The 25202-nt window shown below is 36.8% G+C and carries 28 protein-coding genes; 7 read left to right on the top strand and 21 right to left on the bottom strand.

Annotated elements, in window-relative coordinates:
- Position 1: 1 nt before the first annotated feature.
- Genes LB454_RS03345 through LB454_RS03335 form a run of 3 tightly spaced genes read right to left on the bottom strand, consistent with a single transcriptional unit; the run spans position 2 to position 2216 of the window.
- Positions 2 to 514: a DUF4136 domain-containing protein gene (locus tag LB454_RS03345; protein ID WP_224463121.1), complete on the bottom strand. Its 513-nt coding sequence runs from the start codon at positions 512 to 514 to the stop codon at positions 2 to 4.
- A 55-nt stretch (positions 515 to 569) separates the two neighbouring features.
- Complete coding sequence (gene purE, locus LB454_RS03340) at positions 570 to 1049, bottom strand: 5-(carboxyamino)imidazole ribonucleotide mutase (protein WP_224463119.1); 480 nt, start codon at positions 1047 to 1049, stop codon at positions 570 to 572.
- 3 nt (positions 1050 to 1052) lie between these two features.
- Entirely contained in the window at positions 1053 to 2216 is a 1164-nt protein-coding gene (locus tag LB454_RS03335) for a 5-(carboxyamino)imidazole ribonucleotide synthase (protein ID WP_224463118.1), read from the bottom strand.
- Positions 2217 to 2333: 117 nt separating this feature from the next.
- Here LB454_RS03335 and LB454_RS03330 point away from each other — a divergent pair, with 117 nt between their 5' ends.
- Complete coding sequence (locus tag LB454_RS03330; protein WP_224463117.1) at positions 2334 to 3482, top strand: sensor histidine kinase; 1149 nt, start codon at positions 2334 to 2336, stop codon at positions 3480 to 3482.
- On the opposite strand, the gene obgE is transcribed toward LB454_RS03330, so the two are convergent.
- From obgE to LB454_RS03310, 4 genes are all read right to left on the bottom strand, one after another.
- A complete protein-coding gene (gene obgE / locus LB454_RS03325; RefSeq protein ID WP_224463116.1) occupies positions 3479 to 4501 on the bottom strand; it encodes a GTPase ObgE in 1023 nt (340 codons plus the stop codon). The two genes, LB454_RS03330 and obgE, sit on opposite strands and share 4 nt — an antisense overlap.
- A 22-nt stretch (positions 4502 to 4523) precedes the next feature.
- Positions 4524 to 5096, bottom strand: a complete 573-nt coding sequence (locus LB454_RS03320) for an adenylate kinase (RefSeq protein WP_224463115.1) — start codon at positions 5094 to 5096, stop codon at positions 4524 to 4526.
- Positions 5089 to 5628: a hypoxanthine phosphoribosyltransferase gene (gene hpt / locus LB454_RS03315; protein ID WP_224463864.1), complete on the bottom strand. Its 540-nt coding sequence runs from the start codon at positions 5626 to 5628 to the stop codon at positions 5089 to 5091. Before hpt ends, LB454_RS03320 begins: the two co-directional genes overlap by 8 nt.
- A 129-nt stretch (positions 5629 to 5757) precedes the next feature.
- Positions 5758 to 7164 carry a trypsin-like peptidase domain-containing protein gene (locus LB454_RS03310; RefSeq protein WP_224463114.1) on the bottom strand — a complete coding sequence of 469 codons (1407 nt, stop codon included), beginning with the start codon at positions 7162 to 7164 and terminating at the stop codon, positions 5758 to 5760.
- Positions 7165 to 7290: 126 nt separating this feature from the next.
- On the opposite strand from LB454_RS03310, the gene dapF reads away from it, so the two are divergent.
- The 4 genes from dapF (at position 7291) to LB454_RS03290 (ending at position 10399) form a co-directional block, all read left to right on the top strand.
- Positions 7291 to 8082 (top strand): diaminopimelate epimerase, encoded by a 792-nt coding sequence (gene dapF, locus LB454_RS03305; protein WP_224463112.1) that lies wholly within the window; start codon positions 7291 to 7293, stop codon positions 8080 to 8082.
- Positions 8069 to 8596 carry a GNAT family N-acetyltransferase gene (locus tag LB454_RS03300; RefSeq protein WP_224463109.1) on the top strand — a complete coding sequence of 176 codons (528 nt, stop codon included), beginning with the start codon at positions 8069 to 8071 and terminating at the stop codon, positions 8594 to 8596. Before dapF ends, LB454_RS03300 begins: the two co-directional genes overlap by 14 nt.
- Positions 8586 to 9629, top strand: coding sequence for an endolytic transglycosylase MltG (gene mltG / locus LB454_RS03295; RefSeq protein ID WP_224463107.1), 1044 nt, complete (start codon positions 8586 to 8588; stop codon positions 9627 to 9629). The genes LB454_RS03300 and mltG overlap by 11 nt, the downstream gene beginning before the upstream one ends.
- A 329-nt stretch (positions 9630 to 9958) precedes the next feature.
- Complete coding sequence (locus LB454_RS03290; protein WP_224463105.1) at positions 9959 to 10399, top strand: hypothetical protein; 441 nt, start codon at positions 9959 to 9961, stop codon at positions 10397 to 10399.
- Positions 10400 to 10608: 209 nt separating this feature from the next.
- Here LB454_RS03290 and LB454_RS03285 read toward each other — a convergent pair whose 3' ends face one another.
- Positions 10609 to 12240 (bottom strand): ABC-F family ATP-binding cassette domain-containing protein, encoded by a 1632-nt coding sequence (locus tag LB454_RS03285; protein ID WP_224463102.1) that lies wholly within the window; start codon positions 12238 to 12240, stop codon positions 10609 to 10611.
- A gap of 134 nt (positions 12241 to 12374) precedes the next feature.
- Here LB454_RS03285 and LB454_RS03280 point away from each other — a divergent pair, with 134 nt between their 5' ends.
- Both LB454_RS03280 and typA read left to right on the top strand, forming a co-directional pair.
- Complete coding sequence (locus LB454_RS03280) at positions 12375 to 13781, top strand: hypothetical protein (protein WP_224463100.1); 1407 nt, start codon at positions 12375 to 12377, stop codon at positions 13779 to 13781.
- Between the two features lie 126 nt (positions 13782 to 13907).
- On the top strand, positions 13908 to 15704 hold the full coding sequence (gene typA / locus LB454_RS03275) for a translational GTPase TypA (RefSeq protein ID WP_224463098.1): 1797 nt from the start codon (positions 13908 to 13910) through the stop codon (positions 15702 to 15704).
- Positions 15705 to 15778: 74 nt separating this feature from the next.
- Here typA and LB454_RS03270 read toward each other — a convergent pair whose 3' ends face one another.
- The 13 genes from LB454_RS03270 to LB454_RS03210 form a co-directional block, all read right to left on the bottom strand.
- Positions 15779 to 16408, bottom strand: coding sequence for a phosphoribosyl-AMP cyclohydrolase (locus LB454_RS03270; RefSeq protein WP_224463096.1), 630 nt, complete (start codon positions 16406 to 16408; stop codon positions 15779 to 15781).
- Between the two features lie 13 nt (positions 16409 to 16421).
- Positions 16422 to 17111: a DUF2490 domain-containing protein gene (locus tag LB454_RS03265; protein ID WP_224463094.1), complete on the bottom strand. Its 690-nt coding sequence runs from the start codon at positions 17109 to 17111 to the stop codon at positions 16422 to 16424.
- A gap of 32 nt (positions 17112 to 17143) precedes the next feature.
- The gene (locus tag LB454_RS03260; protein WP_224463092.1) at positions 17144 to 17407 is read right to left on the bottom strand and encodes a hypothetical protein; all 264 of its coding nucleotides are present in this window, start codon (positions 17405 to 17407) and stop codon (positions 17144 to 17146) included.
- Between the two features lie 121 nt (positions 17408 to 17528).
- Positions 17529 to 18032, bottom strand: coding sequence for an NADPH-dependent FMN reductase (locus LB454_RS03255; RefSeq protein WP_224463090.1), 504 nt, complete (start codon positions 18030 to 18032; stop codon positions 17529 to 17531).
- A 42-nt stretch (positions 18033 to 18074) separates the two neighbouring features.
- The gene (locus LB454_RS03250) at positions 18075 to 18824 is read right to left on the bottom strand and encodes a LytR/AlgR family response regulator transcription factor (protein WP_224463088.1); all 750 of its coding nucleotides are present in this window, start codon (positions 18822 to 18824) and stop codon (positions 18075 to 18077) included.
- Complete coding sequence (locus LB454_RS03245; protein ID WP_224463085.1) at positions 18821 to 19858, bottom strand: sensor histidine kinase; 1038 nt, start codon at positions 19856 to 19858, stop codon at positions 18821 to 18823. The genes LB454_RS03250 and LB454_RS03245 overlap by 4 nt, the downstream gene beginning before the upstream one ends.
- A 164-nt stretch (positions 19859 to 20022) precedes the next feature.
- Positions 20023 to 20517 carry a hypothetical protein gene (locus LB454_RS03240; protein WP_224463082.1) on the bottom strand — a complete coding sequence of 165 codons (495 nt, stop codon included), beginning with the start codon at positions 20515 to 20517 and terminating at the stop codon, positions 20023 to 20025.
- A 256-nt stretch (positions 20518 to 20773) separates the two neighbouring features.
- The gene (locus tag LB454_RS03235) at positions 20774 to 21106 is read right to left on the bottom strand and encodes a hypothetical protein (RefSeq protein WP_224463080.1); all 333 of its coding nucleotides are present in this window, start codon (positions 21104 to 21106) and stop codon (positions 20774 to 20776) included.
- A gap of 243 nt (positions 21107 to 21349) precedes the next feature.
- Positions 21350 to 21961: a porin family protein gene (locus LB454_RS03230; protein WP_224463078.1), complete on the bottom strand. Its 612-nt coding sequence runs from the start codon at positions 21959 to 21961 to the stop codon at positions 21350 to 21352.
- 67 nt (positions 21962 to 22028) lie between these two features.
- Positions 22029 to 22337, bottom strand: coding sequence for a hypothetical protein (locus LB454_RS03225; protein WP_224463076.1), 309 nt, complete (start codon positions 22335 to 22337; stop codon positions 22029 to 22031).
- A gap of 215 nt (positions 22338 to 22552) precedes the next feature.
- Positions 22553 to 22954 (bottom strand): nuclear transport factor 2 family protein, encoded by a 402-nt coding sequence (locus LB454_RS03220; RefSeq protein WP_224463074.1) that lies wholly within the window; start codon positions 22952 to 22954, stop codon positions 22553 to 22555.
- Between the two features lie 5 nt (positions 22955 to 22959).
- Complete coding sequence (locus LB454_RS03215) at positions 22960 to 23358, bottom strand: hypothetical protein (RefSeq protein WP_224463071.1); 399 nt, start codon at positions 23356 to 23358, stop codon at positions 22960 to 22962.
- A gap of 219 nt (positions 23359 to 23577) precedes the next feature.
- Positions 23578 to 25098: a M20/M25/M40 family metallo-hydrolase gene (locus tag LB454_RS03210; protein WP_224463069.1), complete on the bottom strand. Its 1521-nt coding sequence runs from the start codon at positions 25096 to 25098 to the stop codon at positions 23578 to 23580.
- Between the last annotated feature and the right edge of the window lie 104 nt (positions 25099 to 25202).

Genomic DNA, 25202 nt, shown 5'->3' with positions numbered 1-25202 from the left:
ACTATTTCTCTGGTGGGTATTTTTCCAAAACTTTACCTACAAGAACTTTAAAGAATTCTTCGCGTTCTTTGCCTTTCAGGTTTTCATTGAAACGCGCTTCTACAACGCCTTGCCAAAATAGATTATTGGTTAAACCGTCAGCAAATTCAATGGTCAAGGCGATGGTGCGCTTGCTGTTCTGTGGTGAGATGCTTCCGCCTATACCACCATTGTAGCCTCCTACACCTATGCCGAAGTTGCTATTTGAAATTTGATCAAAAACCTCCGCATAAAAATTGACTTTAAAGTCTGGAATTAACTTTTCTTCAAAACCTTTAGCACTTAGCGTATCCTGTAAAGTTTCATAAATACGATCTTCATCAAGCCTGGCTAAACCAGAATTTTCTATAGAATAAAAAGCAAAACTTTCATATTTATCAAACTCTACATCAGATGCATAGTCTGTAAACACTTTAGGCGAGCTACAAGAAAAAAGAATTACCGAAATAAAAAGTACACAAAGACTAGCTTTCATTTTTATTTGAAAATTAGAAATTAGATTTAACAAACAAATCCTTTTTAGCTAAATATTAAAGGTCTTGCCTCATTTTTTCAACTTTCTTTTTGAGATCGTCCATGTACCTCAGGATACGATCTTGTATAGTTTTATCCTTGACGCCTAAAATTTGAGCAGCTAAAATCCCCGCATTTTTTGCTCCGTTTAAAGCAACGGTTGCGACAGGAACACCACCAGGCATTTGTAAAATTGAGAGAATAGAATCCCATCCGTCTATAGAATTACTTGATTTTACTGGAACTCCTATAACTGGTAGTGGTGTGATAGAAGACACCATTCCAGGTAAATGTGCGGCTCCTCCAGCACCAGCAATAATGACATCTACTCCTCGAGAGTGTGCGTTTTTACCAAAATCCATCATATATTCTGGTGTGCGGTGAGCAGATACTATATCAACTTCAGTTTCAATGTTGAACTCCTTTAGGATATCTATAGCTTCTTGCATGACAGGAAGGTCACTTTTACTTCCCATGATAATGGCAACTTTATTCATAGCTTATGATGTTTTGGAAATGACTTTAATTTTAGATTTTACTGTTTCAGCTATTGCTCTAGCCTGGTGGAGTTCGGAATGTATAATATTGACATGTCCCATTTTTCTAAACGGACGTGTCTCGCGTTTTCCATAAATATGTGGAGTTACTCCAGGCATTCCTAAAATCTCTTCAATACCTTTATACACCACTTCACCTGTATGATTTTCACCCCCAACTAAATTCACCATTACCGAGTTTGACTTGCTTTCTGTACTGCCAAGCGGTAAGTCCAGAATAGCTCTCAAATGCTGTTCAAATTGATTGGTGAAACTTCCCTCGATGCTGAAATGACCACTATTGTGGGGTCTAGGAGCAACTTCGTTAACCAAAACTTCATCAGATTTGGTGACAAACATTTCTATAGCCAAAAGGCCTACATGTTCAAATTTACTCGATACCAAATGAGCCAACTTTCTAGCTTTATTAGCGATGCTATTGCTAACCCTAGCCGGGCACAGCACATATTCCACTTGATTGGCTTCTGGATGAAATTCCATTTCTACAACAGGGTAGGTTTTGATTTCTCCAGAAACACTTCTGGAAACAATTACTGCAATTTCAGTAGCAAAATCTACAAGGCTTTCAGCGATGCATTCAACGTTTGGAAGCAGATCGAGTTGATCTACAGACTTGATAACACTCACTCCTTTTCCATCATAACCACCAGTGCTGCTTTTCCAGACAAACGGGAAGTTTATTTTTTTTTCTGAAACGGTCTCTCTCAAACTTTTTACATCTGAAAAGATCTTAAAGTCTGCTGTTGGAATATGATGCCTCTCGTAAAATGCCTTCTGAACTGCTTTATTCTGAATTTTTTGCAAGGTAGCCGCTGAGGGGTATACTTTTTTACCTAAAGCCTCCAGGTCTTCTAAAGCGTTAAGGTTGACGGATTCAATTTCAAAAGTAAGCACATCGACCTTTTTGCCAAAGGCCATCACTTTATCATAATCCATAAGGTCTCCAACCTCAAAATGATTGCTCGCAATTTTTGATGGAGCCTCTGGATTCGGATCCATGACATAGGTTTGAATATCAAATTTGCGGGTGTCGTAAAGCAGCATTTTGCCCAATTGACCACCGCCTAAAATCCCAAGTTTAAAGTCTGAAGAAAAATATTGTGTCATGACACAAAAATAATAGATTTACTTACCGTTAATCAGTATTTCTAAAATAATTTCAATTTTGAACGGTTTATAGTAGAGCACATTCGTTTTCAGTATTATTGTATAAACTTATCCTTCATGAAATTTTTTGAAAATACAGCTAATGTTAGGTTTTTTATTCTTTTCACTTCGATTATTGTCATCGGAATTGTAGTGTGGAATATTTCAGTATTTTATGAAGGTGTGAAGGACGAAGAGCGAGAAAAGATGAGAATCTGGTCTTCTGCCCAGGCTTCAATAAGCAAAGCAGGAGAGGAGCAGGACCTCAATTTGGAATTGGAGATCTTGAATACCATAGATGATATTCCAATGTTTATTGTGAATGAATCTAATGGTTTTCAAGAAGTAAATAACATTCCAGAGCCTGTAGCCAAAGACTCCACAAAACTAAGACAGTATTTTGAGTCTATACAAGATCAAAATAAGCCCATAGTTATTGACCTAGGAGACGCTGGTAAACAGTTCTTGTATTATGGAGATTCTTCTATTTTAACCAAGATCAAGTATTATCCATTTATTCTTTTATTGATAATATTTCTCTTGATTGGCCTTATTTACCTGTATTACATCACTGCCAAAAACAGTGAAAAAAATAAACTCTGGGCAGGAATGGCTAAGGAAACTGCTCATCAAATTGGGACACCATTATCATCTCTGGTAGGCTGGATGGAAATTTTGAGATCCGAAAATGTTAATGCCGAATATATTTTAGAGATAGAAAAAGATATTGAGAGGCTCAAGACAATCACTGAACGATTTTCTAAAGTGGGTTCTAAACTTGCTTTGGAAGTTTCCAGCCTCAATGATGCTGTCGAAACGTCCTTCAACTATTTAAAACACCGAAGTTCAAAACTTATCAAATTCTCTATTGATTTACCAGAGCAGGAACTTCATTGCAAATTGAATCCAACGCTATTGAGCTGGACGATAGAAAATCTCACTAAAAACGCCATCGATGCCATGAAGGGTAGAGGAGAACTAAAAATTTCACTTTTTGAAGATAAACATCACTATAAGATTCATGTAAGTGACTCTGGTAAAGGTATTCCTTCCTCCAAATTTAAGACCATATTTCAGCCTGGTTATTCTACCAAAGAACGTGGCTGGGGACTTGGACTTTCATTATCCAAACGCATAATCGAGGACTATCATTTTGGAAGAATCCGAGTACTTTCAAGCTCTGCAGATACAGGAACTGTTTTCGAAATTAAATTACCTAAAATCTAGCTGGTCACTTTGTCTTTATCTTCATTCAAGGTTTTCCAGAGCAGATCTTTAAGTGGGAGCAGACCTTGCTGTGCTATTGAGGAAATAAATACATGCGGAATATGGTCAAAAGCGTGTTCGATTTCTTCAGCCAATTCTGTTTTGAGCTCATCATCTAGTAAATCTGCTTTTGAAATGGCAATTACCCGGGATTTATCAAGCAATTCTGGATTATATCGACGCAATTCATCCAAGAGTATTTCATATTGTTCTTTTACACTTGGCGCATCCGCAGGAATCAAAAATAATAAAGTTGAATTTCTTTCAATATGCCTCAAAAAACGATAACCCAGTCCTTTGCCTTCCGCTGCCCCTTCAATAATCCCAGGAATATCAGCAACCACAAATGTTTTATAATCCCGATACTCTACAATACCTAGATTAGGCTTAAGCGTTGTAAACTCATAATTTGCAATCTTAGGCTTAGCCGCTGTAATCACCGACAATAAAGTGGACTTCCCTGCATTAGGAAAGCCTACCAGGCCTACATCTGCAAGAAGTTTCAATTCAAGGGTGATGTCCAATTCCTGGCCTGGTATACCTGGCTGGGCGAATCGCGGGGTTTGATTTGTCGAACTTTTAAAATGTGCATTTCCTTTACCACCCATGCCACCTTCTACAACAATATATTCTTCATCATGCTCAGTCATTTCTTTGATGACCTCGTTGGTATTGGTATCACGAATGACCGTGCCTAAAGGGACTTCGATATATTGGTCTTCTCCATCTGCGCCTGTACTGGTTTGCTTGCTTCCATGCTCACCATGAGTGGCCTTGATGTGTCTTTTGAATTTAAGATGAAAAAGTGTCCAGAGGTCTTTGTTAGCCTTGAAAATAATATGACCGCCACGACCACCATCTCCACCATCTGGCCCCCCTTTAGGAATATATTTTTCCCTTCTCAGGTGTGCAGAACCTTTTCCGCCATTTCCAGATTTTAAATGGAGTTTGATGTAATCTACAAAGTTTCCTTCAGTCATAATCTATAGCTAAACGCTTGTTTTATAAAGAATCAACAACTTTACTAATACGATTTGTAATTTCTGAAATAGACCCTACACCATCAACACCGTAATATTTATCTTCTTTTTTGTAAAATTCTTTGAGAACTTCTGTCTCGTTGTAATATACTTTTATTCTATTTCTGATGACTTCTTCATTAGCGTCATCTTTTCTTCCAGAGGTTTTTCCTCGCTCCAAAAGACGTTCTACCAAGACTTCGTCCGGCACTTCCAAAGCCACCATTGCATTGATTTGTGAGTCTTTAGACTCCATCAATTCATTTAAGGATTGGGCCTGAGCTTTAGTTCTCGGGAATCCATCAAAAATAAAGCCTTTGCTGTCCAGGTGTTCTTCAACTTTGGCATTCAGCATTTTTATAGTTACTTCATCTGGAACTAAAGCGCCTTTATCCATGTAGGATTTGGCGAGTTTTCCAAGTTCAGTTTCGTTTTTGATATTATATCTAAACAAATCTCCGGTAGAAATGTGTTTTAGACTGTATTTCTCTTTAAGATGTTCTGCTTGAGTTCCTTTTCCAGCTCCAGGAGGGCCAAATAGCACGATATTAATCATTGAGATTTGATTTTAGTTGATATATTTCTGAGATATTTCTTCCTAATCCATTATAGTCTAAGCCATAACCTACTATAAATTTATTCGGTATTTCCAATCCAACATAATCCAGCGAGAGCGATTTTTTGTAAGCTTCTGGTTTTAAAAATAAAGTAGCAATTTTATATGAGGCCACTCCTTCTTTTTTCAAGACACCTACAATATGTTCCAAAGTATTACCAGTGTCAACGATATCTTCTACAACGATAACATCTTTACCTTTCAAATTTCCAGCACCTAACAAAGTTGTGACTTCACCTGTGGAGGAGGTCCCTTCGTAGGAAGCTAACTTGGTGAAGCTTATTTCACAGTCACCTTCATACTGTTTCATCAAATCTGACAAAAACATAAATGCACCGTTCAAAATTCCAAGAAAAACGGGTGTTTTGGACTCGTAATCTTTTGATATACGTTCAGCTAGTTGCTTTACTGATTTTTGAAGTGTCTGTTGATCAAGATAAGGCTCAAATTCCAAATCGTGAAGCTTAACCATCATTATAATTTTAATAAGCTGCAAATATAAGGATTCAAAACCTATTAAGTCGATTCCAGAAAACTAAATAAAAAACTCCCTGTTTTCAAGAAAGAAATCAGGGAGTTTAAAATTGAGTTCTCAAATGTATTATCTAAACACGTAAGTCTTTTCCTTACCATTTGGACTCAGGAATGTGACCAACATGGGTTCGTTTGGATTTTTAGAATTAACGATGGACTTCACTTCCTCTATAGAGTTGACTTCCTTTTCATTGATTTTGGTAATCAGCAATCCTCTGAGGTCACTTTTAGTAAAACTATTTGGCAAAGTTTTATGGATAATAACTCCAGAATCTACTCCATATTTTTTGAGGTCAGATTTAGAAATTTCAGCCACTTCTACCCCTATTTCTTCAATTTGAAAAACTTTGAAAATATCTAGAGTCACATCAGTTTGACGCTCCTTATTCTTTCTAAGAAAAGTAACTGAAACAGTTTCACCGGGATTCTTTGAATTCAAATATCCAGTCATGTCAGAAAACTTTCTGATTTTGATATTATCAATAGATTTAATAATGTCACCTTCACTTAGTCCAGCTTTTGCCGCACCGCTTTCCGCGTCTACGCTTCCAACATAAAAACCCTGCGAACTTTCAATTTCCAGTTCTTTGGCTGTGGAACTATTCAGTTCTATTCCTCTCACACCCAAAATAGCTTTTCTTACACTTCCAAATTCAATTAGATTCTCGACTATTTTTCTGGCGTTATTACTTGGTATAGCAAATGAATAGCCTATAAAAGATCCGGTTTGAGATGTGATTGCAGTATTGATGCCAATAAGTTCACCTCTGGTATTCACTAAAGCACCACCGCTATTTCCAGGATTAACAGCTGCATCTGTTTGAATAAAAGATTGGAACTGATTATCCCCGCTTTCAAGATCTCTAGCCTTTGCGCTTACAATGCCTGCTGTGACCGTAGAGGTAAGATTGAATGGATTACCTACAGCCAATACCCATTCGCCAAGCTGAAGGTTATTGGAATCTCCAAATGTGAGGTAGTCCAAATCTGAAGCCTCTATTTTTAGTAAAGCAATATCGTTGTCTGAGGCGGTGCCCAGAACTTCAGCAACATAAGTTTTGTTATCATTTAATGTCACTTGGACTTCAGAAGCGCCTTTGATGACGTGGTTATTGGTGACAATCAATCCATCCGGACTTAGAATCACACCAGATCCGGCGCCTCTTATGGCTTTTTGAGGTTCACCACTTCCATAAAAATATTCAAAGGCACTTCTCGCTTGTCGAGTTGTAGTTACATTCTTGACGTGAACAACGGCATTTACCGTCTTTTCTGCAGCTTTAGTAAAATCTAAATCTGAATTTTCTTCAGCATACGAAGCTAACTGGGTGGAAACCCCTTTATTTACTTGCTGCCACGGAATTTCATATTCCTGAGTTACTGAATTTTCTTCTTCCAAAAAGAACTTATAACCGCCAATACTCAAGATGCTGGCGATGAATGCAATTGAAACTAATTGAACACTTTTTTTCATTTTTATATGATTATTTTACAATTAAAATTACTTTCAAGTTTTCTATACCAAACTGGATTTAACCGATTTTTAACCCCCTTAACTCCTTTAATATTTACCTATATTTGCAAATAATAAACCCGAGTGATGGATTTACATTTCTATAAATACCAAGGCACAGGTAACGATTTTGTTTTAATTGATAACAGGACTTCAAATTTCAAAAACGATACCAAAATTATTAAAAAGCTTTGCGACAGACGTTTTGGAGTTGGTGCAGATGGGTTAATCCTTTTGGAAAATTCCTCTTTGGACTTGTCTGACTTCAAGATGGTTTACTTCAATGCAGATGGAAACGAAAGCACAATGTGTGGCAATGGTGGCCGTTGTATTGTCGCTTTTGCCAAAAAACTTGGCGTGATAGAATCTGAAACAACTTTTGAAGCCATAGACGGATTACATTCAGCGACCATCAAGGATGGTTTTGTCAACCTCAAAATGGTAGATGTCCCTACCGTCAATCTTAGCAAAGAAGCATCTTTTCTGGATACTGGCTCTCCTCATCATGTTGCTTTTGTAGATGATGTATATGATTTTGATGTATTTACGCAGGGAAGACGCATTCGTAATCTACCGAATTATGAAGCTATAAAAGGCACCAATGTAAATTTTATACAAATTAAAGAAGGTGTTGTGCATGTAAGAACTTACGAGAGGGGAGTGGAAGACGAAACGCTTTCGTGTGGAACCGGTGTGACTGCTGCTGCCATTACTGCCAAAATGTCAAATAAAATTGAAGACCTTCCGGTGAAGGTCATTACAAAAGGAGGTACTCTTGAAGTAGATTTTGAAGTTGAAGGTCCCAACGCTGTGAAAAATATTTGGCTGAAAGGCCCGGCAACTTTTGTTTTTGAAGGTGACTACGATGATAAAACTTAAAAGTTCACATATTTTACTGAGAGCTCTCACTCCAGAAGATCTCGATTTCCTTGAGCTTGTGGAAAATGATGAGCATTTATGGTATCTAAGCGATACGCTTCAGCCTTTTTCCAGAACAGTTTTGAAAGAATACCTGGATCATTCTCATAAAGATATCTATGAGGTTAAACAAATGCGTCTGGTTATTGCACTTCACAATAAACAGCCTATCGGATTTATAGATTTGTATGACTTTGATCCCAAAAACAAACGTGCAGGCTTAGGAGTGCTCATTCTCGAGGATTACCAGTCCAAAGGTTATGGAACAGAAGCTTTGGAACTCATGCTGGATTATGCCTTTGATGTGCTGGATTTACATCAACTATTTGCATCTATCATCGAAGAAAATACCAGAAGTCTAAAACTCTTCAAAAGGTTTGGTTTTGAGGTGGTTGGTCTTAAAAAAGACTGGAGATTCAACTCAGGACGTTTTCAAAGCGAATACTTATTACAAAAAATAAAACATGTACATTAAAAAAATACTGGTTGCTGCTTCTGTTGTAGGATTAATTATTTTGGGAGGGGTAAGTATCTATATCTATAACACAATTTTTTCACCTAATACGTCTTTTGACACAAAGACAAAATCTGTTTACATCTCAACCGGGAGTTCATTACAGGAAGTTGTCAATCAATTACATCCTCACTTAAAGGATACGGAGAATTTTATTACGGTAGCCAAGAAAAAAGGGTATGGGAATAATATAAAACCTGGGCACTTTGTGTTAAAGCAAGACATGAATAACAATGAAATTGTCAATACACTGAGGTCCAGAAATATTCCAATCAAAGTGAGTTTCAATAATCAACATCGATTAGAGGATTTGGCAGGTCGCGTGGGAGAACAGATAGAAGCAGATAGTCTGGAAATCTTAACAGCAATGGTCTCCAAATCTTTCTTAGATTCAATGGAGGTGAGTCCTTTGGCAAGTATGAAGTATTATATTCCAAATACTTATGAATTGTATTGGAATACTTCTGGGGAGCAATTTCGCGATAGAATGGTCAAATACTTCAATGAATTTTGGAATAAACAACGGATGAACAAAGCCGAAAAGCTTAAGTTAACTCCACAGGAGGTGATGTCACTTGCAGCCATTGTACACAAAGAAACAGCAAAAGTTGTAGAACGCCCAAAAGTAGCTGGAGTCTATTTGAATAGACTAAGACGTGGCATGAAACTGCAGGCTGACCCTACGGTTATTTTTGCTATTCAAAATCAGAATAAGGACTTCGATACCCCTATAAAAAGAGTGCTTTACAAAGACCTTGAGCTGGATTCTCCTTACAACACCTATAAATACGCTGGCCTGCCGCCCGGACTTATCGCCATGCCAGATATTTCTTCCATAGATGCTGTCCTCAACGCTGAGTCTCACGATTACCTATATTTTGCCGCAGACACAGAAAAGCCTGGCTATCACAAATTCGCTAAAACTCTGGCTCAGCACAACCGAAATGCAAGAGCATACCAGAATTGGGTGAATAAGCAAAAGATATACAGGTAATCGAAAATTTGCACCAAAGCAGAGAGCTGCCATGTAATTTTTCTCTTTTGACTTAGTCTGTTCTAGCTTAAATAATGAAAGTGAATTAGCCTCAACGACTTCATTCACCCTAACTTTTTGGCCTCACTTAAAACTTCAACTGAAGTGTAAGTGGTTCGCTTATAAAACAGACTTGCAAAAGTCTTTAATCCTTCAGGATACTCAACTATTCTTAAGGTGTTAAATTATTTTATTAGATTTAGTCTTAATAATTTCATTTACTATCTATGATGAGAAAGCTCATTTTATTACCAATAGTTTTTATCTGTTTTTCCTTGTACTCTCAGCAAATGGATAATAGATCAACGTTTTGGGAAAATGTACGCTGGGGAGGGACAGCAGGGGCAAACTTTTCCAACACATTTACGACACTAAGCGTTTCACCTCAGGCAGTATATCCATTAAATGAATACTTTTCCACAGGTGTAGGGCTTCAGTATAGTTATTTCGAAAGGAACAACCGGTTCACTTCTCATCTTTATGGAGGTAGCCTTGTGAATTTTTTTCATCCTGTACCAAATCTTCAGATTTCAGCAGAACTGGAACAGCTGAGGGTCAACAACAGGTTCTTTGATGGGGCACGAGATGATTTCTGGAATACAGCTTTGTTTTTAGGATTAGGCTATCGACAAAGCAATATAATTGTAGGGATAAGATATAACGTGCTTTTTGATGAAAATAGAAATGTCTATCCAGAAGCCTGGCTACCTTTCGTGAGAGTGTTTTTTTAATTCTAAAAACATAAAATCTTTTTTACGATTTCAGTCAAATCTCTGCTGTAAAGCTGCATATTGAAGCGAACTCAGGCTTTGAAGCTGATTTATTCTTGAGTTTTATTGATGCGATACCCAAAATCAAAAAAAAATGCCTGCTCTGGGGCAATAAAAAAGGCCTGAGGAATGCTCTTCAGGCCTTTGATACTTATTTTATAAGAACAGGTCTAAGCTTCTACAGCATACATCTTCTCGCGTTGTTCTTTAATTTTAGGGTCTGACATATACTCATCGAAAGTGGAGAATTTGTCGATGACTCCGTTTGGCGTCAGCTCAATCACTCGATTACCAACGGTTTGCGCAAATTGATGATCGTGTGTGGTAAGTAAAATATTGCCCTTGAAGTTGTTCAGGGAATTGTTGAAAGCCGTAATGGTTTCTAAGTCCAGGTGATTGGTAGGCTCGTCTAAAATAAGCACATTGGCTCTGGTCATCATCATCCTGCTTACCATACATCTCACTTTTTCCCCTCCCGAAAGTACATCACAAGTTTTTAGAGCTTCATCTCCGCTGAATAGCATCTTTCCTAAAAAACCACGGATGTGAACTTCCTCGCGTTCTTCTTCAGTTTTGGCCCATTGCCTTAGCCAGTCTACGAGTGAAAGCTTGCTCTCAAAGTATTCGCTATTGTCATTTGGTAAATAGGACTGATTTGTGGTTACACCCCATTTGTAAGTTCCTGTATCTGCTTCAGCTTTACCATTAATAATCTCGTAAAAAGCACTCGTAGCTCTGGAGTCTTTGGAGTAAATTACCACTTTATCTCCTTTGTTGAGGTTAACGTGCACATTGGAGAAAATCTTTTCACCATCAATGCTGGCGGATAAGTTTTCAACATGAAGAATTTGATCTCCAGCTTCTCTTTCTTTTTCAAAAATAATTGCAGGATATCTTCTGTTGGAAGGTTTTATATTTTGAAAATCCAACTTATCAAGCATTTTCTTTCTAGAGGTAGCTTGTTTGGATTTGGCCACGTTGGCACTGAAGCGTTCAATGAATTGTTGCAATTCTTTTTTCTTTTCTTCAGCCTTTTTATTTTGCTGAGCTCTTTGCTTGGCTGCTAGTTGAGAAGATTCATACCAGAAAGTGTAGTTGCCACTATAATGAGTGATTTTTCCAAAATCAATATCAGAAATGTGTGTACATACCGCATCCAGGAAGTGACGGTCGTGAGAGACTACAATAACTGTGTTATCAAAATTGGCTAAAAAGTTTTCTAACCAGGAGATGGTTTCATAATCCAAATCGTTGGTAGGCTCATCCATGATAAGCACATCGGGGTTACCAAAAATAGCTTTGGCCAAAAGCACTCTTACTTTTTGTTGACCGTCAAGATCTTTCACCAGGGTGTAATGGTGTTCTGATCCTATACCAAGATTGGAAAGTAAAGCAGCTGCATTGCTTTCTGCATTCCATCCGTCCATTTCTTCAAACTCAACCTGCAACACACCAACGCGCTCTCCGTCTGCATCACTAAAATCTTCTTTGGCGTAAATTTCATCCATCTCTTTTTTAATTTTAAAGAGTGGTTCATTTCCCATCATAACGGTTTCAAGTACATTAAAGTCATCGTACATCGAGTGATCTTGCTCAAGAACAGACATCCGTTTGCCTGGCTCTAAGTGAACATGTCCAGAAGTTGGATCTATTTTTCCCGAAATGATATTTAAAAAAGTAGATTTACCAGCACCGTTGGCGCCAATAATACCATAACAATTGCCAGAGGTAAAACTGGTATTGACTTCATCAAAAAGAATACGTTTACCAAATTGAACAGAAAGGTTTGAAACTGATAGCATAATAAAGCTGAATTTTTTGCAAAAGTACTCATTTTATTACAATGCATAAAGGATTTATTATCACGCTTTTTTTAACGGTGACTTAACATGCTTTAAGAATTGGTAAAGCTAGTTTTGTAACGTTATCAACACTTATGAAGTATTACCACCTTTGTGTTATATTGATTTGCCTCGGATGCTCAAAAGAGCAAAAAAGAGATCTTACTTTTATTGGTGGGCGTATAGTAAACCCGAACTCGAGTTACGTTACCTTGGAGCATAATGATAGTGTTATAGACACAATTTCACTGGACGCTAACAACAATTTTCATTATGAATTTTCTCAGGATAAGGAATCTATATATAGTTTCAAACATTATCCTGAAAGTCAGACGCTGTATTTAAAACCTGGAGACAGTACTGTGTTGAGAGTCAATACGCTGGAGTTTGATGAATCCCTTACTTTTGGGGGGAGTTCATCAGTAGAAAACAATTTTCTGATAAACATGTTCCTTCTCAATGAACATGATAATGATTTGATTTTATCTTATTATAAAATTACCCCTCAGCGATTTGTAGAGAAAACAGATTCTATCATGGATTTGCGTTTGAAAGGTCTTGATAAACTCAAATCTGAGTCAACTTTCACGCCTTATTTCGAAAAAATTGCAGAAAGCACCATCAAATATGAACATTACGATATGAGAGAACGTTATGCATTTCTCATGAAAAAGTATGTTCCCAGCAAATTTGATGAATTCCCAGAGGATTATTTTGATTACAGGAGTGATGTGGATTTCAATGATTCAAATTTGGTATCCAACTTCAGTTATATGAGGTTTTTGGATAATTATCTCAGAAATAAATCTATTGAAGTTTGTGAAACAGAGAATAGAGATTGTTTTGATTTAAACGATCACCAAAATCTCAAACGCAGACTGAATCTGGTGCATAAGTTATTCGAAAATGACTATTTGAAATCCAATTTTTTTAATCGTTTCATAAGACGTGAAATTGTTTTTTCACAGACTGAAAAACAACTGGAGGAGACCTTATCCATGATCAAAAAATTTGATCTTACTGCTTTGGATGAAGATGAATTACATCAGTTAACAACAATACAGAGTAATTACCTTGTGGGTAAAAACATGAAGAATTTGAATTTAAAAACAACAGATTTTGATACCATTCAGCTTCATGAGATTACAGGGGATAAACCTACTGTGATGCACACCTGGTCTGCCTTATCTTTTGAAGGCAAAAAAAACAATTTGAAAAAAATTGAAGAATTAAGAGAGAAATATCCGGAACTTATTTTTTTGAGCATCAATCTTGATTTTCAAAACCCGAACTTGTGGAAAAATGCATTGTCTCAACTGGAACATAACGGTTCAACCGAATTTCAGGTTGTGTCTGTTGTCCCGGAGAACACCTATGGATTTTTCAAAAATTATTTAAACAGGGTTTACATTATCGACAAATCTTATACACTTACCAGCAATTCTTTAAGTTTGTTTGACCCAAAACTGGAAAGTCAAATTTTGGAAGTTTTAAATCGGTAATTGCTTTCAAAAGATTGATTAACAGAATTTTATTCAAAATTTTGTTCTCAATATTTTCATTTTAAGATTTCAGGCTTTTATACATAAAATAAGCCTACCTTTGCCGACTTAAAATTACGCCTTTTTATGAATATCAAGAACATCGCGATTATCGCTCACGTTGACCACGGCAAGACAACCTTGGTGGACAAAATTATGCATTACTGTAAATTGTTTCGTGACAACGAATCTACTGGAGATCTTATTTTGGACAATAATGACCTCGAGAGAGAAAGAGGGATTACAATAGTATCCAAAAACGTCTCTGTAGTTTACAAAGACACAAAAATTAATATCATTGATACTCCTGGTCACGCCGATTTTGGTGGAGAAGTAGAGCGAGTGTTGAATATGGCCGATGGGGTTTTGCTACTTGTGGATGCCTTTGAAGGACCTATGCCACAAACGCGGTTTGTATTGCAGAAAGCTCTGGACCTAGGTCTGAAGCCTTGTGTAGTTATCAACAAAGTAGATAAACCAAACTGTACTCCAGAGGAAGTGCACGAGAAAGTTTTTGACTTGATGTTCGAACTTGGTGCCGAAGAATGGCAATTGGATTTCCCAGCCGTTTACGGTTCGGCTCTAAATAACTGGATGAGTGAAAGTCCAGACGAAAAGACAGAAAATATCGAGCCTTTGCTGGATATGGTTATAGAACATATTGACTCTCCTGAAGTAAAAGAAGGAAATACGCAAATGTTGATTACTTCTTTAGACTTTTCTTCCTATACAGGAAGAATCGCTATCGGTCGTTTGCACAGAGGAGTTCTGAAAGAAAACATGCCAGTTTCTTTGGTGAAACGCGATGGCTCTGTTACCAAAACTCGTATTAAAGAACTTCACACCTTTGAAGGTGTTGGAAGACGCAGAGTTGAAGAGATTCAGGCAGGAGACATTTGCGCTATTGTTGGCCTTGAAGGTTTCGAAATTGGTGACACGGTTGCCGATATTGAAAATCCTGAAGGTTTAAAGTCTATTGCAATAGATGAACCAACCATGAGTATGTTGTTCACCATCAACGATTCTCCATTTTTTGGAAAAGACGGAAAATTTGTGACTTCAAGACACATCAAAGATCGTTTGACTAAAGAACTTGAGAAAAACTTAGCCTTAAGAGTAGAAGACACAGATTCTGCTGATAAGTTCAATGTTTTTGGACGTGGAGTTATGCACTTGTCGGTTCTCATTGAAACCATGAGAAGAGAAGGTTATGAACTTCAAATTGGACAGCCACAGGTCATCATCAAAGAAGTGGATGGTGTGAAGTGTGAACCTATTGAAGAATTGACTATCGATTTGCCTGAGCATATTTCTGGAAAATCTGTAGAAATGGTTACCATGCGTAAAGGTGAAATGTTAAGTATGGAAGGAAAAGGGGAAAGGATGACTATCCAGTTTTTAATTCCTTCTCGAGGTATCATCGGTTTAAGAAACCAATTGATGACAGCAACAGCTGGTGAAGCAATTATGGCTCACCGTTTTAAAGAATTTCAACCCCTAAAAGGTGATATTCCACAACGCCAGAACGGTTCTTTGGTCTCTATGGAAAAAGGAAAAGCAATTCCTTATTCTATTGATAAGCTTCAGGATAGAGGTAAGTTTTTTGTTGATCCAGGTGAAGAAATTTACGAAGGTCAGGTGATTGGCGAAAACTCAAGGTCGGATGATATGACTGTGAACATCACTAAAACTAAAAAGCTTTCTAACGTAAGATCTTCTGGAGCAGATGATAAAGCTAAAATTGTTCCAGCCAAGAAATTCTCTTTGGAAGAAGCTTTGGAATATATCCAAAAGGATGAGTACGTAGAAGTCACTCCAAACCACTTGAGGATACGTAAAATCTATTTGAAAGAAGTAGACCGTAAACGTTTTAAAATCATTTAAACCAGAGTTGGTTATATAAATTATAAAAGCCTGTTCAAAAGTTTTGAACAGGCTTTTATTATCAAAAAATGCAATTACTTTTTTGGTGGAACATATGGCAAAGAGGACTGGTGCGAAGCAATTCTTATTTTTCCTGTTTTATCCTTCACATAAGCAAAGGTGTATTCAACCTTTACGTCGCCGCTTCCGTCTTTTGGAGTAAAGTAATAATTACCCATAGCAATCGCCATTCTGCAATTATTATTGATGATTCCTACATTGTCCCATTTTACATTGGTGTATGGTTTTATCGCAAAACCTTCATCTTCCGGGTAAGCATCATTTCCACCCACAAAGTAAGATTTTGCTGAATCAAAACTGTTTCGGAATTGAGATACAGAAGCTAAAGTAGGCTTGAAGAGCACACTTCCAAGATCGTAGCCATACATTTCTTGTATGAATTCTGCCGCTTCAGTTTTATAGTCTCCTCCTTCAGTGTAAACTTCCCCTATCCTTACAATGCCATCTGCCCATTCCCGTTGAGCTTTTACGACTTCGTATTCTGTTATACATTCTTTAGAATATAATAGAACATCTTCGTTTAGATCTAGGGTTTTAGCTTCTTGTTCGGATTCATTTTTTGTCTTTGTTGAATTGGTGTTGCAACTTGTTATTAAGAAAATAGTTGCCAATAGGACTAGCAGGGTATTAATTTTAAGTCTCATGATATTATATTTTTTAAAAATTTAAATTTTGGTGTAAACTAAATTGTAATTGATTTTTGGTGAACGTCTCAGTTTCCTGTCTCATCCAGCCAAGTTGAAGTCGGGTACTTTCTGTTAAGACATAGCCCAACCCAAAATAGGTTCGGTTTCTGTCAAACAGTTCTACCTCAGAGGTCCCCGTATCGCGTTCTCCATTAATGAAAAGTTCATTATAAAAAGAAGCGTAAAAAGTCCTGGGAACAAGTTCTTTGGAGTTCAATCCTATATTGACAAACAGATTGTACCTGAAACGTGTTCTAAAATCCTGATCCTCCACCCACCGCTGTTCGTATCTGAATCTATGCAGAAGGTGTACTCTTTGTAGGATTTTTTGGTTAATAAGTGCTTCTTGATAAACCCTGTTTTCATTAAAGGTTGAAGAACTCTCTCCTGGGGTGCCAGTAGTGATATTTGCAAAACCTAAAGTAAATAGGATTGGTGCCTCATCTGGTCTATAAGTGACACCAGACCTTAAAAGCAATTGTTCCAAATCACCTATAGTATTCCAGTTTCTGTATTGAAAATCACCCTGAACACCAAAGTTAGATTCCTCAAAGTTGACATTATAAAAGTACATGTACCAACTTCCGAGCTTAGACTCTTCTACTTGTGCAAAAGAGTGTAGAGATAAGACTAGGCTTATCCCCAATAAAAAATTTCTCATTGAATTTATTTTAAGTTAAGTAAAGAATTCTACTAACTTAAAACGTCGGGCGGATCTATTTCCAGGTCAAGATGAACCTGATGATTGAAAAGTAAATAGGCCTTTAAGACTTTTTTTGGTGAAAAAATAGTAGCCTGATTTTCTTTAGAAGCTTTATTAGAAACGGTATATTCTTCAACTACCGAGTTATTTTCTTCAGCTTCAATAGTCATAGTATTACCAACCCAATCCATATCGTAATAATCGACCTGGCTGGACAATAATAGTAAACTAAAGGCTAAAAAAACGTACTTCATCAGTTAAGTTTATGAGGCAATATTACTATTTCATTTCAATTGATTTATATCGTATAAATTATATTTAACTAATGATTAAATATAATTAATAATCTAAAGTATTTTTTTTAAAAAGTTCTCATTACTCCAGAACATTGCTTAACATTATCTTAATGTCCTCTGGTAAAATGATAAGTTCGTCTACAAAGTTAACGTCGGTTTTGTAAAAATTAGCTTCAGAAATGATTGTGGCTTTTTGTGCTTTGAGGCTCATCTGTAGTGATTTCAGTGCATATTTACCACGAGGTTCTTTGGGCGTAAAAGTGAGTGGGAGTACTTTTTTAGCAAAAAACTCACCAGAATCTGTTAGCCATTCCAGCATATTTTTGAGCACTGCTGGAATGTTGTGATTATATTCAGGAGTTGAAATAATAACAAGGTCGGCATTTGTAATGCGGTCCCTTAATAAATTGATGGATTCAGGAATACCTTGATTGAGTCTTTCTGGCGTAAACAAAGGGAAATTGTAAAGACCTTCATAAACCTCCACAGCATGATTTATAGATAATTGCTCAGCAATGGCCTGGAGGAATTTCACATTACTGCTATTTTTTGAGGCAGAACCAGAGATACATAGAATATTCATTTTTTTGTTTAAATATAAGCATCTTCAGAGCTTAAATTGGGTTTATCCAATCCAATTTTTAAAGTCTTTTACACGATCCCTACTCACTATCGTAGACTGATCTAAACCTTTTAAATTGATTTTTATCCTACTTGAAGAATAATTGACCATATCTTGTATGGCCTGGTAATGAATAATATGACTCCTATTCACTCTAAAAAAATCTTTGGGAGAAAGCTGAGGCTCCAGCTGGTTTAAAGAGTCATCGATAACATAGTGTTTACCTTCAACGGTGACCAGGGAAGTGGCTTTGTCCGAACTTTCAAAGCAAAGAATATCATCTGTAGAAAAGGTCTTGAGCCGTTCCCCAACTTTTATTGAAAATCGGGTTTTGTAGGTTGGATTTTCCTTTGGCTGAAATAGTAAGTTCTTGAGCAATTCTGCATCGATGGTTTTTGCAGATTTTCGCTTTTCAAATTTATGGAGTGCTACAGCCAATTCACTCCGATCTATTGGCTTTAGAAGGTAGTCGATACTATTTAGTTTAAAAGCTTTCAGCGCATATTCATCGTAGGCCGTGGTGAAAATTAAATCGGCTTCTATGTGCACATCTTCAAAAATTTCAAAAGACAAGCCATCACTTAGTTGAATGTCAAGAAAAATTAAATCTATCTGAGAATTGTCTTTAAACCATTCTACCGCTTCTTCCACAGAGTGTAATTTTTTAAACACTTTATAATCAAGGTCGATAAGTAGGCGTTCAAGTCTTCTGGCTGCAGGCTTTTCATCCTCTACAATTACTATTTTACTCATGCGTATTGATTTTTGATAAGCGGAAGTTTTACTCTGAATTTTGTTGCGTCCTTTTCAATTTGAATTGGGATTTCTGTAAATGCCTCAAATCTGTTTTTGATGTTTTTGAGTCCAATGCCATTTCGATTGGATTCCTGAGCTTTCGGATTGACGTTATTTTGAACAACCAAAAAGCTTTCAGTTTTAAAAATCTCAATATGAAGTGGCTGCCTCTCAGTAACCTTATTATGTTTCACCGCATTTTCAATGAGAAGCTGAAGTGAAAGCGGAATAGTAAATGCGGTTTCGTCTGTTACATTTATGCTATAGCTTAAGCTATCTTCAAAGCGCATGGCTAGGAGGTTTAAATAGACTTTTGCAAAATCCAGTTCAGAGGATAAACTCACCACATCTTCCTGTCGCTGGTCTAAAACATAGCGGTAAACTTTAGAGAGGCTAGTGGTAAATTCTGTAGCTCTTTTGGGATCTTCTTCGATGAGCGAAGCCAAAACGCTAAGACTATTGAACAGAAAGTGTGGGTCGAGTTGATCTTGAAGAGCTTTATGTTTGGCTTTAGTATGTTCTACGATTTCCTTTTGTGCTTTCAATTCTGCATCAGCACCAAATTTATAAAAGTAATAAGCATGAAAGGCTAAACTGACAATGATGGCAATTAGAACAGCAAAGATATAACTGGTTAAGCTTTCATTATTTAAAAAATATTGAAATGTATAGCCATATATCCAAAGGCTATGAACGATTCTCGCAATAAAAAAACCTAAAACTGAAACGATGACTGTGCCAAGAATTCCCAAAACAATAAGAGTTTTTGGTTCTTCACGCCATGAAAATTTACTCTGAATAAGAGTAATAAATGTGATATTAAATATCCCGATGATAAAGGCATAAGAAAAATTAACGAGCAAATATTTATAATTGGTGAGGTAGTTTACTGTCAAACCGCTTCCCATATAATTGATCAAGTGAATGAAAACAGCAATTACAGCTGATATCCAAACGAATCTAATAAACTGTTGAAGGGGAGGTGTTTTCATGTTTTTGATTTTGAGTCAAAAGTAACTGCAAAGGAGTTTTTTGAAATCATGTTTTCGATGAACTGTCAATTTCAGCTAATAAGTCGTAAATATAAAACATCACTTCACAAAAAAGCCTCGAATTCAATCCGAGGCTTTTCAATAAATATATAGTTCTGTGAGGGTTAAAACTGGTAGCGTAACGCCAAAGCAATATCAAAATCCAGATCATTATTATAATTGCCAGACCCGATTTCCGGACGGAAATCTAAAGCAATAAGTAAAGGGATATCAAAATTATATTCGATGCCAACATTTCCAGCACCAAAAAGGAATACTTCATTGCTTCCGTCATAGTCGCCATTTCTATAGCGGTCATCGTAATTCACACTTCCCAATCCACCACCTAACCCGGCAAACCAGTTGAATCCTCCTTCAATGTTCCAAACCCATTGGTACAAACCTGTAAGTTTAAACGCATCAAAATTGTCATTATTTCTCCAACCAAGATCGACCTCAAGGCGATTGTTGTCTCCTAGTGCCCGTTGGTAGGACACTTCTGCTCCATACCCATTATTACCGCCAAACCTTAAGCCTAAAGCGTGTTCGGAAATAGATTGTGCTTCAGATTGAAAACTGAAGGCTACGATTAGACATGCTGCAATAACTAACTTTTTCATAAACTAATCTTTTATTGTTGAGATGTAAATCTAGGTGTATTCTGCTCCAACTTTACAAGGGTAAAGCTAATGTTAAGCCAATCTTCTCCTGCTGTAACCCACATCACTTAAAGTCATTATACAATGAAAATAAATCTCAGTTTTCCATACCTTTTAAGATCCTATGAATTCAATACCCTTGGTTTTTGTGTGTACGCAAAAAAAAGATCCCGAATTTTTACTTCGGGATCTCAGAACAAACTTAAACTTTAGGATATTAAACGTTTTTCATCTGGCCGTTGGGTTTAATTCGTAGGGTTCTTATTTTTTCATTTTGCAAAATGGAGATGGCATACAAAGTTTTTTCTTTTGTTTCTGATATTTTAATCGTCTCAATCATTTTTGGGTCAATGTTGAGTTCATGAAGTTTATTCTTGATGGCTCCAGGTAACTGGTTAAAAGAAATAATCGTCACATTTTCATTTTCTGAAGAAAGCATGTCCTCCACATTCAGGCTGCTATTTGTTTTCTCTTCCTTTTCCCCGTTCTTTTCTTGACTGCTTACCTGTGTGCATAGTAGTAGTAAAAAAGCAATTGCTAATGTTTTCATGTTAAGTTTTTTTGGATTCACTATAAGGTACTCCAATACTTGTCCAAACCTTTCACAATTAACATAACAAATTGACAGTCAATAAAATAACTATAATCTTTAAACTTGTTTTTATTTGATTGTGTGGTATTACTATACATACTTTGTATAATTATCTACACTTTTAACTTCTATAAAGGCATAGCATAAAAAAAGCGCACCCTTTAAGGTGCGCTTCATGTAGCAATTGATTAGGCTGGTTAATTAAAATTCAAAAGCTACATAGGCTTGAAAAGTTGAATTTCTTGCTTCTATACCAGAAAACTGTGCAAAATCATTATCAACTATGTCTTGCAATCCGTAATAATAACGAACGCCAACAACCAAGGGTCTTAAATTCACATTAGCTCCAACTGCAAGTCCGTAGTCAAAATCTTTAAAATTGCTAGTGCTAATTTCTTCTGAAAAAGAAGATCCACCACTAGATTCCCCAGAGATATTTGCGTCCAATAAATAAGATGCATATGCACCACCCTCTACATAAAATAGATCAGCTATTCCTACAGATGCAAGTATTGGAAGTTCTAAATAACCTAAGCCAATCTCTGCTTCTCCAAGGCTACCTTCAATCTTAGCACCTTTGCCAGAATATCCTAATTCTGTTTGTAGATAAAGGACTTCTGGAATTAGTGCACTTCTAGAATATACTCCAAAGTTGAGTCCTGTTCTTAGGTTTTCATCATCTACATTTTCTGTGAAAAAATTGGATAAATTTAATCCTCCTTTTACTCCAAAAACACTTTCCTGTGCTTGAGTTGTAAAAGTCATTAAGCCTAAAATTGCGGCAAAAGTAATCTGTTTCAATCTTTTGTTCATCTTGAATTAATTTTGGTTGGTTTAAATAAAAATGTGTTGAAGCCAGAGGCTTCGAGAAAAAATGGAACTATGAGTTAGTTTCACCTACGAGGGTACCATCTTTGTCAAATTTTAAGATGTCCATATCGTCATTGGTACTGAAATAACAGTTGAAGAAATATTGATCGCGAAAGCTTATCTTTTGAATTTTAGCAAAATTCTCAGGAAATTCTGAGTAAAGTCGACCGAGGTCAGAATGTTCATAATCTGAATCTAGTTCAGATAAATTTTCAACTTCGACTTGTTCTATTCCTTCGGGAGTATTAACAGATAACTGTGATGTTCCAGCACTAGTAAAATTTGCCGCGTCGTTTATTAAATCAAATGTCTCTTTCATAGTCCGAATTTTACATATTAACGACAAATTTAGTTCCCTTCGTCTATCAGAAAATTTGATTTAATTGAAATTTAAGATGAAAACACCATGTTTCTTAATTAAACTATAATAAATAGCAACTTTGGTTAACAATGTGTCAATCATAAGGCGCTTCAAGGATTTCTAAGGTTTAGATTATGGAGAATATTTCAACATACTGTTGAAATCCTGCACCTTTACTCCCTTATAAAATCACACCGAATTATTTTTCCTTTTTCTACTACATAGATGGCTATCAACAAAAGGGGTTGATCATTTCCTTCTCTTCCTGTGATGTATTCATAATCCACTACGGTGTTTCCTATTACCTGACGAGAAATAACTTCGCTATGGAGTTGTGGAGAAGAGGAGAATAGCCTTCCATAGGTTTCTTTAAAGTTTGTTTTGCCATCGATAAAAGGTTCTGCTTCTCCATAATTATAAGCTACAGCCTCTTCTGCAAATACATCCAAAAAGGCTTTCAAATCTTTTGCATTATAAGCATCTAGTTGATTTTGAACGACCTCACGTGGACTTTGAGCAAAACAAGTAAAGCATATAAGGAGCACAATGCTAGTAAAAACAGTTGTGTATTTCATAAGTTTTAATTTACGGTTATATCAACAGTTATAAATTCAGTTGGGCCAGATTTGAAGTTCAATTTATAATCCCCAGGATTTTCTGGAGTGAATCTATAAGTTGTTGACAGTGTAAGCACAGGAAGCGTACAAATACAGCCTTCAGATTTGGTTTCAATTTCAACAGTAATGACGTTATCTTCCTGGGTTTCAATAAAATTTTCAAACACTGTACAGCCGTTAAACACTTCAAAATCTACCTCAATCGGGGTTACTTCAGAAACTGTTCCTGTCTCTGGTGCATCTACCGCAGTCACAAATGCAGTTGAAAAATTGATGCAACTATCGTCGTCGTCATCTTTACAACTTAAATTTATGAGAAGCATTAAGATAGAGAGGTAGAAAAGTAAAGTTTTATTTCTCATGATGTTTTTTATAAGATGACTTCTTATTTGAAAGTTGCGTCTTTATTGAATATATATCATTGTTCTTTTCAATTCTCTCAATTATAATGTCTTAACTCCAGTTTGGATTTCAAGATGCTACCTAACTTTGTTTGAACATTTGAACAAATAATGATGGTGATAGGTGAACGGCATTATATCGGCCTTTGTTCCTTGAGAGGCAGGTTTAGAATAAAAATATCACTTTTTATACTCCTGAGTAAGTATGGCCATAAGGCTGAGGATTCCGTCTCGGTAATGTCCGAGTCTTAAATTTTCATCCGGACTGTGCTGATTGTTATCGTTATTGACCAGGGGGACTGTAACGGCAGGAACACCTAATGCGCTTACAAATGGCGAGATGGGAATGGAGCCTCCAGATGTGGGTATAAGGATGGGGGAGGTATCAAAAACACCCTCCAAAGCCCTGGTAAGCCAAACTCCAACCGGCGAATCAATATCTGTTTTGAAGGCATCGTAGGAAAACGTGTGGTTCATTTGAACGACCTTTTTCAGATTTTGTCGCTGTTCATCTGTTGGTGCTTTGTCTAAAACAGTGTAGCCCTGGTTTTCAATATGCGTTTTTACAAGTTGTATAAGGGTTGCTGGCTGAGAAGATTTAACCAGTCTGATATCGAGTTCTGCCGTTGCCATTTCTGGAACAATGGTTCTGGCCTCGTCGCCAACCCATCCAGAACGCATTCCTCTTATGTTTAGTGACGGATACTGTATAGAAGCTTTTAAAAAACTAGCGACACTGTCCTGGGTAATAAACCCTAAATCTTTCTTGAGTTGAACTTCATCATCCGGGACAGCCTTGAGCGCTTGCATTTCGGAATCTGAAATCGAAACCCCATCGTAATAACCTGGAATAGCTACACGACCGTCTTCTGTATAAAAACTAGCTAGAAGCTGAGATAACTGTCTGGCAGGATTGGTAATGTAGTTGCCATAATGACCGCTGTGTTGAGACCCTTTGGCTCCAAAAGTTGTAAGTGTGAGCGTTTGTATGCCTCTGGCTCCAAACGATAAGGTGGGCTGATTGGAAGCATGTTGAGGTCCGTCGATGATAACAAGCATATCGGCAGTGAGCTCTTTTTTATATTTTTTGACAGCATCAGGCAGATTTGGAGAGCCAAGTTCTTCTTCAAAATCAATGATGACTTTTAAATTGACTTTGGTATCTAGTTTCGATTCATCAAGTATGTCCAGAGCCGACCATAGCATCGCGATAGGTCCTTTGTCATCTGAACTAGACCTGCCATAAACGCGCCAGTCGGGATTAAAAGAGTCCTCCAAATTTGACCATGGAATGATCTCCCAGTCTCCAGACTCATTTTTCTTTTTTAATACAGGTTCGTATGGGTTAGGTTGGTTCCAACGCTCTGGCTCTACCGCTTGTCCATCGGCATGAGCATAGAGGAGGAGGGTGGGTAATTTCTTTTGGGTTGGACGCTCAGCTAGAAGCAGAGGTGTCGCATCGGTTGTTAGAATTTTGGTACCAAATCTGCGACTTTCAAACGCTTCTTTAGCGTAGTCAAGGTTATGCTGCACATGCTCTTCCTTCAATCCATTATTTGGTAAGCTTAGCCAATCCTTTAGAAGTTCAATGCTGGTGTTGAGGTGATTGTCGGTAAGCTTTTCAAGTTGAGCTTTATTTGACGATTGAGCAAAACTAAGTGTTGTGAACAGAATACTTAAAGACAGTAGACATGGTTTCATATTATCATTTTTTGTTGAACTAAAGATAAGTGTTTTAGTCAAAAGTAGAATGATCAGGTTTGGCAGGGTGGATTTTACACCAAATGCAGCCAAGAAACAAAAAA

Source organism: Psychroflexus montanilacus (assembly GCF_020164535.1).
Taxonomy (GTDB): Bacteria; Bacteroidota; Bacteroidia; order Flavobacteriales; family Flavobacteriaceae; genus Psychroflexus; species Psychroflexus montanilacus.
The sequence above is the reverse complement of the archived record's forward strand: the minus strand, read 5'-3'. Positions and strand labels throughout refer to the sequence as shown.

Coding starts and splice junctions, on each gene's coding strand:
- LB454_RS03345 (WP_224463121.1), bottom strand. CDS start 514: ATGAAAGCTAGTCTTTGTGTACTTTTTATTTCGGTAATTCTTTTTTCT.
- purE (WP_224463119.1), bottom strand. CDS start 1,049: ATGAATAAAGTTGCCATTATCATGGGAAGTAAAAGTGACCTTCCTGTC.
- LB454_RS03335 (WP_224463118.1), bottom strand. CDS start 2,216: ATGACACAATATTTTTCTTCAGACTTTAAACTTGGGATTTTAGGCGGT.
- LB454_RS03330 (WP_224463117.1), top strand. CDS start 2,334: ATGAAATTTTTTGAAAATACAGCTAATGTTAGGTTTTTTATTCTTTTC.
- obgE (WP_224463116.1), bottom strand. CDS start 4,501: ATGACTGAAGGAAACTTTGTAGATTACATCAAACTCCATTTAAAATCT.
- LB454_RS03320 (WP_224463115.1), bottom strand. CDS start 5,096: ATGATTAATATCGTGCTATTTGGCCCTCCTGGAGCTGGAAAAGGAACT.
- hpt (WP_224463864.1), bottom strand. CDS start 5,628: ATGGTTAAGCTTCACGATTTGGAATTTGAGCCTTATCTTGATCAACAG.
- LB454_RS03310 (WP_224463114.1), bottom strand. CDS start 7,164: ATGAAAAAAAGTGTTCAATTAGTTTCAATTGCATTCATCGCCAGCATC.
- dapF (WP_224463112.1), top strand. CDS start 7,291: ATGGATTTACATTTCTATAAATACCAAGGCACAGGTAACGATTTTGTT.
- LB454_RS03300 (WP_224463109.1), top strand. CDS start 8,069: ATGATAAAACTTAAAAGTTCACATATTTTACTGAGAGCTCTCACTCCA.
- mltG (WP_224463107.1), top strand. CDS start 8,586: ATGTACATTAAAAAAATACTGGTTGCTGCTTCTGTTGTAGGATTAATT.
- LB454_RS03290 (WP_224463105.1), top strand. CDS start 9,959: ATGGATAATAGATCAACGTTTTGGGAAAATGTACGCTGGGGAGGGACA.
- LB454_RS03285 (WP_224463102.1), bottom strand. CDS start 12,240: ATGCTATCAGTTTCAAACCTTTCTGTTCAATTTGGTAAACGTATTCTT.
- LB454_RS03280 (WP_224463100.1), top strand. CDS start 12,375: ATGAAGTATTACCACCTTTGTGTTATATTGATTTGCCTCGGATGCTCA.
- typA (WP_224463098.1), top strand. CDS start 13,908: ATGAATATCAAGAACATCGCGATTATCGCTCACGTTGACCACGGCAAG.
- LB454_RS03270 (WP_224463096.1), bottom strand. CDS start 16,408: ATGAGACTTAAAATTAATACCCTGCTAGTCCTATTGGCAACTATTTTC.
- LB454_RS03265 (WP_224463094.1), bottom strand. CDS start 17,111: ATGAGAAATTTTTTATTGGGGATAAGCCTAGTCTTATCTCTACACTCT.
- LB454_RS03260 (WP_224463092.1), bottom strand. CDS start 17,407: ATGAAGTACGTTTTTTTAGCCTTTAGTTTACTATTATTGTCCAGCCAG.
- LB454_RS03255 (WP_224463090.1), bottom strand. CDS start 18,032: ATGAATATTCTATGTATCTCTGGTTCTGCCTCAAAAAATAGCAGTAAT.
- LB454_RS03250 (WP_224463088.1), bottom strand. CDS start 18,824: ATGAGTAAAATAGTAATTGTAGAGGATGAAAAGCCTGCAGCCAGAAGA.
- LB454_RS03245 (WP_224463085.1), bottom strand. CDS start 19,858: ATGAAAACACCTCCCCTTCAACAGTTTATTAGATTCGTTTGGATATCA.
- LB454_RS03240 (WP_224463082.1), bottom strand. CDS start 20,517: ATGAAAAAGTTAGTTATTGCAGCATGTCTAATCGTAGCCTTCAGTTTT.
- LB454_RS03235 (WP_224463080.1), bottom strand. CDS start 21,106: ATGAAAACATTAGCAATTGCTTTTTTACTACTACTATGCACACAGGTA.
- LB454_RS03230 (WP_224463078.1), bottom strand. CDS start 21,961: ATGAACAAAAGATTGAAACAGATTACTTTTGCCGCAATTTTAGGCTTA.
- LB454_RS03225 (WP_224463076.1), bottom strand. CDS start 22,337: ATGAAAGAGACATTTGATTTAATAAACGACGCGGCAAATTTTACTAGT.
- LB454_RS03220 (WP_224463074.1), bottom strand. CDS start 22,954: ATGAAATACACAACTGTTTTTACTAGCATTGTGCTCCTTATATGCTTT.
- LB454_RS03215 (WP_224463071.1), bottom strand. CDS start 23,358: ATGAGAAATAAAACTTTACTTTTCTACCTCTCTATCTTAATGCTTCTC.
- LB454_RS03210 (WP_224463069.1), bottom strand. CDS start 25,098: ATGAAACCATGTCTACTGTCTTTAAGTATTCTGTTCACAACACTTAGT.